General features: G+C 68.5%; 14 protein-coding genes. 5 read left to right on the plus strand and 9 right to left on the minus strand.

Translation table 11 applies throughout. The features are described from left to right. Window positions 1-93: 93 nt before the first annotated feature. The gene (locus ABL312_RS03240; RefSeq protein WP_374730173.1) at window positions 94-1,584 is read left to right on the plus strand and encodes a helicase HerA domain-containing protein; all 1,491 of its coding nucleotides are present in this window, start codon (window positions 94-96) and stop codon (window positions 1,582-1,584) included. Between the two features lie 15 nt (window positions 1,585-1,599). On the opposite strand, the gene ABL312_RS03245 is transcribed toward ABL312_RS03240, so the two are convergent. Then, window positions 1,600-1,911 (minus strand): hypothetical protein, encoded by a 312-nt coding sequence (locus tag ABL312_RS03245; RefSeq protein ID WP_349359944.1) that lies wholly within the window; start codon window positions 1,909-1,911, stop codon window positions 1,600-1,602. Window positions 1,912-2,064: 153 nt separating this feature from the next. Further along, window positions 2,065-3,495, minus strand: a complete 1,431-nt coding sequence (locus tag ABL312_RS03250; RefSeq protein WP_349359945.1) for a lytic transglycosylase F — start codon at window positions 3,493-3,495, stop codon at window positions 2,065-2,067. A 183-nt stretch (window positions 3,496-3,678) separates the two neighbouring features. On the opposite strand from ABL312_RS03250, the gene ABL312_RS03255 reads away from it, so the two are divergent. Beyond that, window positions 3,679-4,854, plus strand: coding sequence for an ATP-grasp domain-containing protein (locus tag ABL312_RS03255; RefSeq protein ID WP_349359946.1), 1,176 nt, complete (start codon window positions 3,679-3,681; stop codon window positions 4,852-4,854). Window positions 4,855-4,857: 3 nt separating this feature from the next. On the opposite strand, the gene ABL312_RS03260 is transcribed toward ABL312_RS03255, so the two are convergent. Next, window positions 4,858-6,219, minus strand: a complete 1,362-nt coding sequence (locus ABL312_RS03260; protein ID WP_349359947.1) for a cytochrome P450 — start codon at window positions 6,217-6,219, stop codon at window positions 4,858-4,860. A gap of 106 nt (window positions 6,220-6,325) precedes the next feature. Between ABL312_RS03260 and ABL312_RS03265 the strand changes: the two genes are divergently transcribed. Then, window positions 6,326-7,057 (plus strand): hypothetical protein, encoded by a 732-nt coding sequence (locus ABL312_RS03265; RefSeq protein WP_349359948.1) that lies wholly within the window; start codon window positions 6,326-6,328, stop codon window positions 7,055-7,057. A gap of 132 nt (window positions 7,058-7,189) precedes the next feature. Continuing rightward, entirely contained in the window at window positions 7,190-7,651 is a 462-nt protein-coding gene (locus ABL312_RS03270) for a TspO/MBR family protein (RefSeq protein WP_349359949.1), read from the plus strand. 14 nt (window positions 7,652-7,665) lie between these two features. On the opposite strand, the gene ABL312_RS03275 is transcribed toward ABL312_RS03270, so the two are convergent. The 6 genes from ABL312_RS03275 to ABL312_RS03300 form a co-directional block, all read right to left on the minus strand. Continuing rightward, complete coding sequence (locus ABL312_RS03275; RefSeq protein WP_349359950.1) at window positions 7,666-7,956, minus strand: hypothetical protein; 291 nt, start codon at window positions 7,954-7,956, stop codon at window positions 7,666-7,668. Between the two features lie 8 nt (window positions 7,957-7,964). Continuing rightward, window positions 7,965-9,176 carry a geranylgeranyl diphosphate reductase gene (locus ABL312_RS03280; RefSeq protein ID WP_349359951.1) on the minus strand — a complete coding sequence of 404 codons (1,212 nt, stop codon included), beginning with the start codon at window positions 9,174-9,176 and terminating at the stop codon, window positions 7,965-7,967. A gap of 4 nt (window positions 9,177-9,180) precedes the next feature. After that, window positions 9,181-10,569 carry a BCD family MFS transporter gene (locus ABL312_RS03285; protein ID WP_349359952.1) on the minus strand — a complete coding sequence of 463 codons (1,389 nt, stop codon included), beginning with the start codon at window positions 10,567-10,569 and terminating at the stop codon, window positions 9,181-9,183. Window positions 10,570-10,629: 60 nt separating this feature from the next. After that, complete coding sequence (gene chlG / locus ABL312_RS03290) at window positions 10,630-11,547, minus strand: chlorophyll synthase ChlG (protein ID WP_349359953.1); 918 nt, start codon at window positions 11,545-11,547, stop codon at window positions 10,630-10,632. Between the two features lie 65 nt (window positions 11,548-11,612). Further along, on the minus strand, window positions 11,613-13,076 hold the full coding sequence (gene ppsR / locus ABL312_RS03295; RefSeq protein WP_349359954.1) for a transcriptional regulator PpsR: 1,464 nt from the start codon (window positions 13,074-13,076) through the stop codon (window positions 11,613-11,615). A 6-nt stretch (window positions 13,077-13,082) separates the two neighbouring features. Continuing rightward, window positions 13,083-13,850: a cobalamin B12-binding domain-containing protein gene (locus ABL312_RS03300; RefSeq protein WP_349359955.1), complete on the minus strand. Its 768-nt coding sequence runs from the start codon at window positions 13,848-13,850 to the stop codon at window positions 13,083-13,085. Between the two features lie 392 nt (window positions 13,851-14,242). On the opposite strand from ABL312_RS03300, the gene bchF reads away from it, so the two are divergent. After that, window positions 14,243-14,827, plus strand: a complete 585-nt coding sequence (gene bchF / locus ABL312_RS03305) for a 2-vinyl bacteriochlorophyllide hydratase (protein ID WP_349359956.1) — start codon at window positions 14,243-14,245, stop codon at window positions 14,825-14,827. Window positions 14,828-14,868 lie beyond the last annotated feature (41 nt).

Genomic DNA, 14,868 nt, shown 5'->3' on the forward strand with positions numbered 1-14,868 from the left:
GCCGGTCTGCCGTGCGGCCGGAGCTGCGTGGGCGCGCCTCCCGCGCGCCGGGCGAACCCCAACTGGAACCGCGTCCCGGGATGATCGTTTGAAATGACCGTCAGCATCGACATGGGCCAGACCCAGACAGGCCTGGGGCCGGGGAGCACCGGCTCCTGTGCCTTCGATCTGGAAGAGCTGCTTGCCACCCGCCTGCTCGTGCAGGGCAATTCGGGCTCCGGCAAGTCGCATCTCCTGCGTCGCCTGCTGGAACAAAGCGCCGGCTGGGTGCAGCAGGTGGTGGTCGATCCCGAAGGCGATTTCGTCACCCTGTCCGACCGCTTCGGGCACGTGGTGGTGGATGCGGCCGGCAGCGAGCGCGACCTTGCGGTGATCGCGAGCCGGGTGCGCGCGCATCGGGTCTCGGTGGTGCTCAATCTGGAAGGGCTGGAGCCCGACCGGCAGATGAAGGCGGCGGCGGTCTTCCTGAACGCGCTGTTCGAGGCCGAGCGCGATCACTGGTACCCGGTTCTGGTGGTGGTCGACGAGGCGCAACTCTTCGCCCCCGCCGCGTCCGGCGATACGGGCGAGGAGGCACGGCGCGTCTCGCTCGGCGCGATGACCAACCTGATGTGCCGGGGCCGCAAGCGCGGGCTCGCCGGCGTGATCGCCACGCAGCGGCTCGCCAAGCTTGCCAAGAACGTCGCCGCCGAGGCGTCCAACTTCCTGATGGGGCGGACCTTTCTCGACATCGACATGGCCCGTGCGGCCGATCTTCTGGGCATGGAGAAGCGGCAGGCGGAGGCCTTCCGCAATCTGGAGCGCGGGCATTTCGTGGCGCTTGGGCCGGCCGTCTCCCGTCGCCCGATGACCGTGCGGATCGGTCCGGTGGAAACGGTCGGGCGTGGCGGCGGCCCCAAGCTGACCCCGCTGCCCGAGGTCCGCGCCGAGGATGTGCAGGACCTCCTGTTCCAGCCGGCAAGCCCGGTGGAGCGCACCCGCGCCGAAGCGCCGCCCGCGCCGGCCGAGATCCCCGCGAGCGAGGTGCTCGAACGGCTGACGCGGCAGGCGTCCGCGCGCGAGACGCTGGAAAGCACGCCGGTCGACCGGGACTCGTGGCAGCGGGCCGTCGACGCGGTGATCGCGGAGCTTCTCGGTGACGAGGAAGCAGCGTTTCAGCCGATCGCCGCGCTCTATCAGGATTTTCAGGTTCGCTGCCGGATCGCCCGTCTGCCCGGCAAGCCGCCCGATCTCGCGGAGTTCCGTCAGCGCGTGGCGCTGGCGCGCGCCGGCGTGAAGCCGAGCGACATCGATCCGCAAACCTGGGCGGCGGCGGAAACGGTGGCCGAAACCCTTCCCGAGGAGATGCGCGGCGTTTACCTGCTGCTCGCCAAGGCCGCGCTCGAGGACCGGGCCTGTCCGGATCTGGAGGAAATCGCCAAGGCCTATGGCACCCGCTCGACCGGTCGCGCCCGCTGGCTGCTGACCCATATGGAAGAGCAGGGTTACATCGTCTGCGTCAACGACCTGCGCGGCAACCGCATCGTCACGCTGACCGATCTCGACCGGCAGACTGCGACGGCGCCCGCGCGCGCCAGCGGTTAGCCCCGCCCAACGCGGTCAGGGGCGCGGCCGCACGACCCGCTCGCAGCGGTAGGCGACCGGACATTGCGCCGTGTCGCGCGTCGGCGCGTAGTTCGGGCGCAGGATCTCGTAGTGGGCGCAGTAGCGCCGGTCGGCGACGAAGCGGGAGTAGGTGTATTGCCCCGTGGAGAGCACGATGGCGCCGGAACGCTGCACCAGATCCTGTGCCTGAGCGCAGGTCATCGTGCGCGTGTCGGGCCGCGCGGCCAGCGCCCCGGTCGTGGCCATGACGGCGCACAGCCCACCGATGAGCCCCACGCTCAAGACCCGCGCCAATCTGCGATCCATCTCGCGATCCTTTCCTGTTCAGCGTCCTGCTCGGCTGTCCGGTCAACTGGCCCGGTGATGGCCCGGTTGGCGGCCATCCCGGTTCACGCGCGGAACGCGCCGGACGACTGGCGAACAGGATTGCCCGCCTTGGGGCAGGGGTCCAGCGCCGCGTTACTCCGTCGCCTCGGACCGCTGTAACGTTTTCTTGAGCCGTTCGGCTTCCTGCATGCCGCGAAACACCGTGTAGTAGATGTAGATGTTCTTCACGTAGCGGATCGGCTCGGCGCCGGCGGCGCGCCCCACCTCCCACTCGACGCTGTTGAACCAGCGGTTGGGGTCCGGGGCCTTGGGGCGCACCCGCGCGACGCGGTTCGGGCCTGCGTTGTAGCCGGCCAGCGCGAAGAGGATGCGCTCCACATCCTCAAGGTCTGCGTCGGGGAAGTGGTGATCGGCGATGAAGCGCATGTATTTCGCGCCCGCCTCGATGTTGGCCTCCACCGAGGTGATATCGGCGATGCCCACATTCGGGTCGCGCGCCGTGGAGGGCAGCATCTGCATGATCCCGACCGCGCCGGCCTTGCTGCGCACGCTGTTGTCGAAGCGCGATTCCTGAAACGCCTGGGCGGCGAGCAGCAGCGGATCGAGCCGGTATTTCTCCCCGGCGGTCCGGAACAGGGCATCGAGCTCCAGGAGCTTGCGGGCGTAGTCCGCCTGATGCGGATTGATGAGGCGATTGACGTCCGAATAGTAGCGTTTCAGCAGGATGTTGCCGAGCGTCGTGCCCTGCCGCGCGGTCTTGAGGAAGTCGTTGACGACGCGCGCCAGCTCCGGGTTGTCCTTGCGCATCGCCCAGCCGATGGCGCCGCCCTCGCGCAAGGCGACATCCGCGTGCAGCTTGAGTTCGGGATAGAGCCCGAGCCAGAGCTTCGCCTTGTGCTCGTCCATCACGATGGCCGGCACGATGCCGGTCGCCACCATTTCCAGCAGGTCCTCGTCTTCCAGCCGCTCGTCGACCGGGACAATGGCCAAAGGCGCCAGGTCCCGCGCCTCGAGCTCCGCCGAGACGCGCGTCAGGCTCTCGAAGTAGCTGGACGAGGCGCGCGTGTGCACCTCCAGCCCGGCGAGATCGTCCGGCGACGCGAGATCGGCAGCGTCGGCCGGCGTGACCAGCACCTCGCGCACGTTGTCCTGAAGCGGATCGGAGAAGGCGACCGTTTCCAGCCGTTCGGGCGTGATCGTGAGGTTCGCGCTCACGAGGTCGCCATGGCCTTCCGTCAGACGGGGGAGGAGATCGTCGCGCCGGGTGGGGATCATCACGATGCGGATCCTGTCCGCCTCCTTGCGGACGCCCTTGTTCAGGAAGGCCTCGAATTCGCGCATGTATTCGGCGTCGAGGCCCTTCGCCTGTCCCTCCTCCAGATAGAAGCTCGTGAAGGAATAGGGGATGAGCACCCGAAGGGTCCGGGCCTTCTTCATCTCGGAGAAGTCGCCGAACGCCGGTTTCTGGACGACGTCGAGCAGCGGCTCGGCGGTTTCCAGCGCCTGCAGGGGCGCGGCGCCCGACAGCGCGAGGACGGCGGCAAGAAGCCAGCGTATCCACATGACAGGGTCTCCATGATGCTGCGGCGGGGGCTCGAGCCGGACCCGCTGCCGGCGGTGTGAAAGCATTGCCCGATTGCAGCGCGTCGACAAGCCTCACGCGATCCCATGCCGTCCGCGCGTCCTGCGCGACAGCCGGGATCATCCGGATCTGTCCCGGGCGAAGGGATCTGCTAGCCTGCGACCATGGCCAGGACCGTGTTGCTTACGCTGGGGCGGATGCCCAAATGTCTCGACCTCGCGCGCGGGTTTCACGCGCTCGGGCGGCGGGTTGTGGTGGCCGAGCCCTTCGCCTGGCACCTGTGCCGCGCCTCGCGCGCTGTCGCGAAGAGCGTCCGCGTGCCGGCGCCCGCGCGCGATGCGCCCGGCTACCGCGCCGCGCTTGGCGAGGTGATCGCGGCGGAAGGCGTCGATCTCGTCGTGCCGGTGTCGGAGGAACTCCTGTATGTGGCGGCGCTGCGGGACACGCTGCCCGAAGGCGTCGCGCTCCATTCCCCGCCGCAAGCGACCGTGCTGGAGCTGCACGACAAGCTGCGTTTCGCGCAAAAGATCCGCGCGCTCGGGTTGCCCGCGCCCGAAACCCATTCGGCCGACAGTGCGGCGGCGCGGGCGCTCGCCGCGCGCACGCCTGTCGTGCTGAAACCCCGCAACTCCTGCGCCGGTCTGGGGGTGAGCTTTCACGGTGCCGGTGCGCTCCCCGATGGCGCGTTCCCCGGCGGCGCGCTGTCGTCCGATATGGTCGTGCAGGAGCGCAAGGACGGGCGCGTGCTGAGCAGCTTTTCGCTCGTCGCGGCGGGCCGTGTGCGGGTCACCTCCGTCTATCGCGGCGTGGTGATGAGCGGCACGGTGGCGGTGTGTTTCGAGCGGCTGGAGGCGCAGGCCGCGATCGAGCGGTTCGTGGAGGAATTTTCTGCGAAGACGGGCTATTCCGGCTTTCTGTCCTTCGATTTCGTGGAGGCCGCCGACGGATCGGTCACGGCCATAGAATGCAATCCGCGGGTCACCAGCGGGATTCATTTTCTGGAAGCCGCGGATGTGGCGCGCGCTATCGCCGATCCGGGCGGAGACGATCCGGTCCGCTTTCGCCCCGAGCGGCTGATGCAGCAGTTCTACCCCTGTCTGATCGAGGCCGAGGCGGCGCTTTTCACGCGCAAGGAGCCGGGGCTCAAGTGGCGGGCGCTGCGCAGCGCCCGCGACGTGACCTGGGACCGCGCCGATCCCTTGGTGTTCCCGACCATGACCTTCACCTCCTATCCGATCCTGGTGCCGGCGATCTTCAAGGGAAAATCCATGGCCGAGACGGCGACGGAGGATCTGGCGTGGCGGGAGGAACTGCCGATGGACACGCCGGAGCCGGCGTGACGCTCACCCGCGCTGGGTCACCCGCACCATGATCTGCTCCGCCGGCCGCGTGGTCAGACGGGCGGCCGGGCGCACGCTGTCGGGCGCCAGCGGCGCGAAATCGAAGCGGCGCAGCAGACGCGCCAGGATCAGCGCGCTTTCGGTCTGCGCGAAGGCGGCGCCGACGCAGATGCGCGGGCCCAGCCCGAAGGGCAGAAAGGTGCCGTGCCGGATGTCCTTTTCGCGCTCGGGCGCAAAGCGGTCGGGGTCGAAGACATCCGGGTCCGGCCAATAGGCGTGATGGCGGTGGATGACCCAGGGCGCGATCATCACCAGCGCGCCGCGTTTGATCCTGCGTCCGCCAAGCGTCGTCGCCGCCATCGCCACGCGCGGCAGGAAGGTGATCGGCGGATAGAGCCGCAGCGTCTCGCGGAAGACCTGCCGCGTATAGGCGAGCCGCCTGGTGTGCTCGAAGCCGACCTCTCTGCTGCCGACGATTGCATCGACCTCGGCGCGCACCTTTTCTGCGATGTCCGGGCGCTGCGACAGAATGTAGAAGACCCAGATCAGTACGCTGGCCGTCGTTTCGTGCCCGGCAAGAAAGAACACGCCGAGCTGGTCGATCAGCTCTTCCCGACCGAAGGGCGTCTGCGTCTCGGTGTCGCGCGCGCCGATCACGGCGGAGGCGATGTCGTTGAAGTCCGCGCCCGCCGCCAGATGCGTGTCGATCAGTTCGCCCAGATGCGCGCGGATGCGGGCGCAGGCGGCACGCACCGCGTCGGGCTGGTCGACCGGATGGAAGGCGGGATCGAAGATCAGCCGCAGGATCTTCACATGCGCCACATGCCGTTCGAACTCGGCGAAATCGGCGAAGACATCATGCGCGATCCGCGAGGCGAGCGGCATGGAAAACACCGTGCGGGTGATGATGTCCGCCGTCAGATGGCTCATCGCCAGATCGAGCGAGATCGGCGCGCCCGTCTCAGCGCAGCGGTCCAGATGCGTCTCGTAGGCATCGACGGCGGCCTGCATGGCGGTGAAGGCGCGGTTGAGGCGGATGTGGGAGAAGGCGGGGTCGATCATCTCCCGCTGGCGGCGCCAGCGCGCGCCGGCGGAGACGAAGATGGAATCGCCGACGAGCGGCTCCAGCGCGCCCACCATCAGATCGCTCTTGGGAAAGATCCCCTCCGGGTCCTTCAGCACATGCAGCACCAGCTCCGGATCGTTGACGATCACCGTGGAGCGCCGCGAATAGCCGAGCGGGCCGATGTCCATGCGATAGGCCGCCGCCGGCAACAGGCCCAGCAGATCGCCGTCGCCGCGCCACAGGCAGCGCAGGAGCGCGGCGAGCGCGGGCAGCGATTTCGTGCGGGGGGGCGCGTACAAGACCGGCCTCGGCGACGACGGGAGGAACGGCGTAGAGGGTAGTCCATATTTCGTGACGGTCAAATGTGTAATATAACGAAGACATCCGCTTGCCGGGGAGGATGGCATGCTCCTGGTCTTCGAGGCCTTCGTGATCGCCCACATCGTGACCGGCTCGGTCGGCCTCGTCGCCTTCTGGGTGCCGGTGATCGGCCGGAAGGGCGGCGACGTTCACCGCCGTTTCGGGCGTGTCTTCACCTTTACCATGCTGGCGACGGGCGCGGCGGCCATCGGCATCAGCACCGCGACGCTGATCGCGCCGCTCGCCACCCATCCCCATCTCGACGATGCGGTCTTCGTGCGCGGCATCTTCGGCTGGATGATGCTCTATCTCGCGGTGCTGACGATCAATCTCGCCTGGTACGGCTGGCTCTGCATCACCGTGAAGCGCGACCGCGCGGCGATGCGCACGCCGGTCAATCTGGGCCTGCAGGTCGTTCTGACGCTTTTGTCGGTGAACTGCGTGGTGCAGGGCGTGCTGATCGGCCAGCCGCTGATGATCGGCATTTCCGGCATCGGCTTCGCCACCGTCGCGACCAATCTCTATCATATGTACCGGCCCGCGCCGCATCCCTTCGGCTGGCTGTCGGAACACGTCAAGGCGCTGGTGGGGGCGGGGATTTCGGTCTACACGGCGTTCTTCGCCTTCGGCGCGGTGCGCATCATGCCCGAGATCGCGCTCAATCCGGTGCTGTGGAGCGTGCCGCTGATCACCGGGCTTGCGATCATTCTCTATCACCGGCGCTTCATCCTGAAGAAGCGTGCGGGCAAGAAGGCCGCGCCCGCCGTCGCCGCGTGAGATCGCGCGACGGCGAGGATGTTGCAGTGCACGGGTGGTCTTTCGGGGGCGATTTCGCGTAGGGTGAGGGCGTCAACGCGGACGGGTCGCCCCGTGCGCGTGCCCATTCCTCGCGACCCGGATCGGACTCCCATGACCCTTGCCGTCATCGTGCTGCTGGTGTTTCTCACCGCGTCGACGGGCGCGATCTTCAAGCCCGGCGCCTGGTATGAGAGCCTGGACCGGCCCGGCTGGACTCCGCCAAACTGGGCCTTCCCGGTGGTCTGGACCCTGCTCTACGTGATGATCGCGGCGGCCGGCTATCTGGTCTACAGCGCGCAGGGTCTCGGCATCGCCATCCTGCTTTGGGGCGCGCAACTCGTCGTCAACGCCATGTGGTCGTGGCTGTTCTTCGGTCTCAAGCGCATGGATCTGGCGCTGATCGACATCGGCGCGCTGCTCGCCTCGATCCTCGCCTTCATGGTGACGGCCTTTCCCGTCTCGCCGCTCGCCGCCGCGCTCTTCCTGCCCTATGCGGCCTGGGTGGCGCTCGCCGGCTTCCTGAACTACCGCATGATCCAACTCAATCCGTCGCAGGCCGTCGGCGGCGCCTGAGGCGCGCGCGCCCGTCAGGACGCACGGGCGGCGCGCAGGCGGGCCGTCAGATCGACAAGGTGGGCCACGAAGCTCAACAGCAGAAACAGCGCGATGCGCAGGCCCCCGCCGCCGGTCAGGGCGGCGTGCAGCGCCAGCATCAGCGCGACGCCGGACGCCCCGTTGAGCACCAGCGAGCGCCGCAGCGCGACATCGCGCACGAAGAGCGCGAAGGCCACCATCTCCAGCGACAGCACCACCAGCGCGATCAGCGCCAGCGCGCCGCCGACGGCGAGCCGGTCCAGCACCTGCGTGAGGGCGTCCATCGACCTGCCTAACCGCGCGCTGGAAAGCCGATGAGTTGCTGGATGTCCTTCATCGCGACCCGCAGATGCGCCATCGGTTCGCGCCGCACCAGCTTCTTGTCGAGATAGGCCTCCCAGGTGAGGCGCTGCACGTCCGGGTCGGCGCACATGCGCACGAACTGCTCGCGCCGCTTGTCGCTGCCGTACCAGATCGCCTGCATGATGCCGAGGGCGAAGAAGACGCGGCCGTGCTCGCGCATGAAGCGCTTGCGCACCCTCTTGAGGGGCTTCGTCGCGCCGGTGACCAGCATCTCCGACACTTCCTGCGCGGCGATCTCGCCGCTCAGCATGGCGTAATAGATGCCCTCGCCGGAACAGGGCGCGACGACGCCGGCGGCATCGCCCACCAGCACGACGTTCTTCCCGTCGTCCCAGCGCCGCATGGGCTTGAGCGGCAGCGGCGCGCCTTCCTCGCGTACGGTCCTGGCCTCCGCCAGCCCGGCGGCGGCGCGCAGGTCCCGCGTCGCGGTCTTCAGGCTGTGGCCCTTGACCGCCGACCCGGTGCCGATGCTCGAATGCTTGCCGTGCGGGAACACCCAGCCGTAGAAATCGGGCGAGATGCGCCCGTCGTAGACGACGTCGCAGCGGTCCGCGCGAAAGAGCTCCGGATCGGGCGCTTCCGGCGTCTCCACGATCTCGTGATAGGCGAAGACATAGGGCGGCTTCTTCTCCGGCCCGAAGACGGCGCGGCGCACCGCGGAATTGGCCCCGTCCGCGCCGATGACGACGCGGGCGGTCACGACGCGGGTCTCGCCGCCGCGATCCTTGTCGGCGAGCGTCACCGCGACCCGGCCGTCGCGGGCGTGCTCCAGATGCTTGAAGGTGCCGGTGACGCGCACCGCGCCGGCGGCTTCCGCCCGCTCGCGCAGGAAGGGGTCGAAGCGGTCGCGGTCGACCATGCCGACGTAGCCGAGATCGCCGATGTCCATCTCGACCTGATGCCCGCTCGGCGCAATCACGCGCGCGGCATGGGCACGCGCCACGATCTGGTCCGGCGGAATGGCGAAGTCGCGGATCGCGCGCGTCGGGATCGCGCCGCCGCAGGGCTTGATCCGCCCCTCCCGGTCGAGGAGGAGTGTGGAGCGACCGCCGGCCGCCAGAGCCTGCGCGGCGGTCGCTCCTGCCGGTCCACCCCCGACAACGATGACATCATAGGTCTCTGGATAGGTTTTGGGGCTCATCCGATCACTCCGCTGGTGCGAGGGGGACAGGGGCGTCGTCCGTCGCGGTCCCGGGGCGCCCGCCGATACGCAGGGCAATGGCGGCGGAGGCGAGGAAGATGACGGCCTCGCCGGAAAACACGAGGGCGAAGGAGAGCGCCGTGTCGCCGGTTGTCGCCCGCGCCACATCCAGCGCGACCGTGCCGAGGAAGCCGCCGAGCCCGAAGGCGATGGCCTGCGCCGCGCCCCACACGCCCATGCGAATGCCCTCCCGCCGGCCGCCGCCGGCGCCTGCGAGCGCCATCATGGTGCCGATGGCCGCCACCGCGAAGGCGCCGTTGGCGAGCCCGAGCAGGAAGATGTTGAGCTTCAGCGGCCAGGCCGGCGCGGCGGCCGCCGACAGGGCAAGCGCGGCGAGCGCGCCGGCCGAGCCGAGGCAGCCTGCGACGATGAAGAGCTTGAGGATCGCCGGCTTGCGCCGGGCCACCAGCGTGCCGACGATCCCGACGAGCGCCATGCCGAGCAGCACGCCGCCGTGCTGCACGCCGGACAATTGCGTCGTCTCGCCGGGCGTCATGGCGAAGAGCAGCCCGCCGAAGGGCTCCAGGATCAGATCCTGGGTGGAATAGGCGAGCATGGACACGAAGACGAACAGCGTGAAAAGCCGCGCCTCGCCGTCGCGCCAGGTTTCGGCGAGACTGTCGCGGAAGGCGCGCGGGGAGGCGGTGGCGGCACGCTCGTGCCGGTCCTCTCCGGCCCCGAGCGCCGGGGCGTCGCGCTCCAGCCGCCACACGGCGACCAGCGCGATCGCGAAGACCAGCGCTCCGGTCGCGCCGGTGATGGCGACGAGCCTTGCGTGGGAATAGGGATCGAGCAGCTGCCCGGTGACGATGGCGGTGACCACGATGCCGGCGATCATCATCATCCACACGATGGTGGCCGCCGCCGGCCGGCGCGCCGGGGCCGTGCGGCTCGCCAGCAGGGCGAGCAGCGAGGTGCCGCAGGCGCCGATGCCGATGCCGATCAGCGCGTAGCAGACGAACGCGGCGGCAAAGCCGAGCCAGAAGGAGCTTTCGAACAGGAAGGTGGTGGCCGCCGCGCCGGTGCCGGCGAGCGCCAGAAGCGCAAGCCCGCCGAGGATCCAGCCGGTGCGCGAGCCGCCGACGTCCGAGCCGTGGCCCCACAGCGGGCGGGCGATCTGGACCGCGTAATGCAGGCCGACCAGCAGCCCCGGGATCATCGCGGCAAGCGACAGTTCGACCACCATCACGCGATTGAGCGTCGAGGTGGTGAGCACGACGATGGAGCCGAGCGCGGCCTGCACCAGCCCGAGGCGGACGATGGCGACCCAACTCAATCCGGCTGCGGTCGATCCGGGTGCGGCCAATCCGGGTGAGGCATGGCCTCGCGTCATGTCATCCCCTCCCGTTCAGTCTCCTGCGGCGCCCGGTCTCCCCGGATGCCGGGATCCGCGTCAGGCGCCGGTGAGCCCGCGCAGGCCGACCGCCGCGATCATCATGCCGCTGACGTAAAGCCCGACGCCGATGGCGCTGTACCAGACCGCCCGGCCGATGGGGTCCTTGAGAAACCGCGTCATGCAGGCGAGTTGCGCCAGCGTCAGCGCGCCGATGAGGCCGGCGTGGATCGGCCGGTCCCAGACGATGAGCGCCGCGATGACGGCGATCTGGGCGGCGGCCATGATCACGCAGGCGATGCGCGCGGCGCGCTCCGGGCCGTAGCGCGCCGGCAGCGAGCGGATGCCCATCTGCCGGTCGCCCTCGATCGCCTTGAAATCGTTGAGTGTCATGATCCCGTGCGCGCCGATCCCGTAAAGCAGGGCGATGAGCGCGATGCGCGGATCGGGCAGCCCGTCGACGGCCGCGGCGACGGCCGTCAGCCAGGGCAGCGTCTCGTAGGACAGGCCGACGGCGGCATTGCCCTGCCAGCCGTCCTGCTTGAGCCGCATCGGCGGCATGGAATAGGCCCAGGCGAAGAAGAGACCGACGACAGCGGCCCAGAAGACCCAAAGCCCCAGAACCCAAGCCAGCGCCAGCGAGATCAGGCTGCCGGCGATCGCCACCCACAGCCCCCAACGCCCCGGCATCCGGCCGGAGGGGATCACCCGGTCCGGCTCGTTGATCGCGTCGACATGCCGGTCGTACCAGTCGTTGACAGCCTGGCTGGTGCCGCAGATCAGCGGTCCTGCCAGCAGCACCCCGCCCATCAGATAGGGCCAGCGCGCGAAGAGATCGGCACCGCTCGCCACCATGCCGCAGGCATAGGCCCACATCGGCGGAAACCACGTGATGGGCTTCAGCAGCTCGAGCACCGCCATCGGGCTCGGCGCGCCCGTCTTCGCGGGCCGGGGCTGGGGGAGCGTGCGTACAACCATGGCGAAAGGCTAGGTTAGCCCCGCGCGACTGTCAATTCAAATTGACAGAATTGGGATCGAGGGTGTCAATCTGGATTGACGGATTTGCCGTTGCCATTGTTGGGGCTGAAATCCTCCAGCCCGTGCCGCCGCAGCTTGATGTAGAGGCTCTGCCGGCTGAGCCCCAGCAGATCGGCGGCGGAGGCGCGGTTGTTGTCCGTCTGGCGGAGCGCCGTCTCGATGCACATCTTCTCGATCACGTCGACCGACTCGCGGATCAGCTCCTTGAGCGGCACCCGGCCGATCAGCTCGGAGAAATCGGCGGCATCGGGGGCGAGACCGGCGGCCGACATGCCCAGACCCGCCTCGCGCCTGGCCGCGTCGCCGATCAGAAGTCCGACATGCTCCGTTCCGCCGCGCACGAAGCGCGAGGCGGAGACCGTGACCGGTTTCAGGCTGCCGAGCTCGTCGCGCAGGACGGTGGCGAACTGGCGCACGCGCCCCTCGTCGCGCAGCTTGGCGAGCAGCACGCTGAGGTCGACGGCCGAGCCGCCGAGCCAATTGTTCAGGTTGCGGCCGATCAGCCGTTCCTTGTTGAGCAGCCCGACCATGTCGAGGAACGTGTCGTTGAGATCCTCGATCAGGCCCTTTGGCGTGATGGTGACGAGGCTTTCCGGCAGACGGTCGAAGAGATCGACGTCGCCCTCGCGCGCCGCCGCGGGCGCATCCGCACCGGCGCCGGCGGGCGTGCCGAGCCGCAGGAAGAGATTGTTGCGGCCGTTTTCGCGAAACGGCTCGATGGCGATCGCCTGTTCGGCGTCGACCTCGGCGAGCCGGGCGACGGTGGCGCGCGCAGTGCCGCTGTGCTGGGCCTCGTTCAGGAGTTCCGTCAGATCGGCGCGCGCGGCCGTATCGAACAGGCCGAGCGCATTTTCGCCGACCAGCTTGCCGACGGGACGCAGCAACAGCCGGGAGGCGGCCAGATTGGCGTCGACGATCCGCCGGTCCGCGCCTTCCAGAATGAGCAGCGGCTGGCCGATCTTCTGGAAAATGGTGCGGTAGCGCGTCTCGGCGTCGCGGATCTTGCGATACTCGCGCTCGAGCTCGAGCTGCGCGTTGAGCAGCTGGTTCTGGATCGCCGCCATCTTGCGCAGATCGTCGCCGATCGCCACCCAGCAGTCGAGCCCTTCGACCGCTACCAGGGCATAATCGACCGGCAGATCGGCGAGCCCGGCGGCCGGGTGGTTCACCTGGCGCCGGCGCGTCGGCGAAGCGGTTTCGATATCGCCGAGCAGCGCATCGATCTTCTCCACCGATTCGGGCGTGACGGTGTCGCGCCACGCGCGGCCGACGAAGGTGTCGATGTCATAGCTTGCCAGCGTCGCGTCGCCATAGGCCACGTCGCGGATCGTCCCGTCCCGTGCCACCAGAAGCGTGATGTCGGACCCCAGCGCGGCGAGATCCGCCGCGGTCGCCGCGCCGACATGCTCGAACAGGGCCTTGGAGGCCTTGAAGGTGCGAGGGGCGGGGCGGAGGTTCTTGATTTGCATGACGGGTCAGGGCCGTGGGTCTGCGCAGGCGAGGGGCGTGCTGTCCTGACGGGAGACGGCGCGCAGCTCGCGCAAGTGAACGTCGGCGATCTGCACCGCGACATACACGCTTTCGCAAACGTAGTTCACGCCGAGCCGCACGAGCCATGCGGGATTTTGTCCCGCTGCGTGACCGCCCGAAATGATCGCCGGGCGGTTGGCGGCGGGAAGCTGGTCGATGGCTTTCACACAGTCTCCGACGCTTGGGGCAAGGGCGGCATTCGTCCAGGAGAAACAAACGATGTCGATTTGTGACTTTTCCATCCTTTTAACAAGGGATTCAACGCTGTCAGCGCGATAAATCGTCGTTTCCCAGCCATATGCCCGCATCAATTCCTCAAGAAGGCACACGCCAAAGGTGTGTTCCTCGTTCGGAGGGGTCAGAAGTAGCGATTTTCCGCGCGGCGCGTCGGACGGCTCCGCCGGGCGTCCTTGCGAGATTCGCCGCAGCAGGCACTGCAGGCGTCCCATGGCGATGGTGACGGCGAGAAACGAGGTCGCATCCTGGGTCCAGTCGTCGCCCAGCTGCCGGGCGACTTCCTCCAGCGCGGTGAGCTTGTCGGGATAGGAGGCCGGACGGGCGTTCAGGGCGGCGAGGGCCGCATCGACCGGGGTGGCGAGCTCCGTGTCCCGGACGATGGCGCCGATCCTCTCCGCCAGCCGAAGCGGAACGTCCCGCTCCCGGGCCTCGCGCGAGAGCCTTGCGGCAACCTCCGCGAGCACCCGTTGCGCCATGCCGTGCAGGCCGCATGTGGTCGACATGACCGGCGGCAGGCCCTGCAGCCGGTTTTCGATGCGCCGACGGTCCGCGTCGGCTCCCCCAAGTCCCGCTCCGTGCATGATTCCAGACCGGTTTCTCTGCGGCCCTGCGAGTGCTCGGCGATCTGGCGTCGCGGTAGAAGCGGGCGAAATCCGCCCGGAGCACCTGTTCGAACCTGGTCCTACGACATGCCGACCGTGCGGCTCCCCCTTGCCCCAACGGTCGGTATTGGGCGTGGATTTTTTCCACGACAGAGAGAATGTCACACTTTATTTTTTGTGTAAACGCGTATGAACGTCAACAAAAGTTGACACTCGCTTCGGCCCGGGTTTACAGTTCTCTCAAGTCCTGAAGGGAGCCGGGTCGCATGGTCAGCACAGTCCACGCACAACCTGAACGATCGGCCGATCGGTCGCCGACCGGCGGCGCGCCGGGCGCGCTCTACACGCCGGCCGAGCGGGCCCGGCGGGACGCCTCGCGCTGGACGCTGGTGCAGGGGCTTCTGGCGCCGGTGCAATTTCTGGTGTGCCTGGTGAGCCTCGCCCTGATCCTGCGCTTCCTGCTGACGGGCGAGGGGCTGTTCGCGGCCAATGTCTCCATCGTGGTGAAGACGCTGACGCTCTACGCGATCATGATCACCGGCGCGATCTGGGAGAAGGAGGTCTTCGGGCAGTATCTCTTCGCGCCGGCCTTCTTCTGGGAGGACGTCGTGTCCTTCGCGGTGTTGGCGCTGCACACGGGCTATCTGCTGGCCCTGTTCCAGAACCTTCTGGCGCCGATCCCGCTGATGGCGCTGGCGCTTGCCGCCTACGCGGCCTACGTGATCAACGCCGCCCAGTTCCTGTGGAAGCTGCGCATGGCGCGGCGTCAGGCGCCTGCCGAGGGGCCGGCGGCCGAAGTGGATGCCGACCAAACCGACGCGGCGCTTGCGCGCGGGGAGCGGGCGGCATGAGCGACCGAACCGATCATTCCGCATCCGCGACACTCGAGCGG

This window comes from Stappia sp., from assembly GCF_040110915.1.
Taxonomy (GTDB): domain Bacteria; phylum Pseudomonadota; class Alphaproteobacteria; order Rhizobiales; family Stappiaceae; genus Stappia.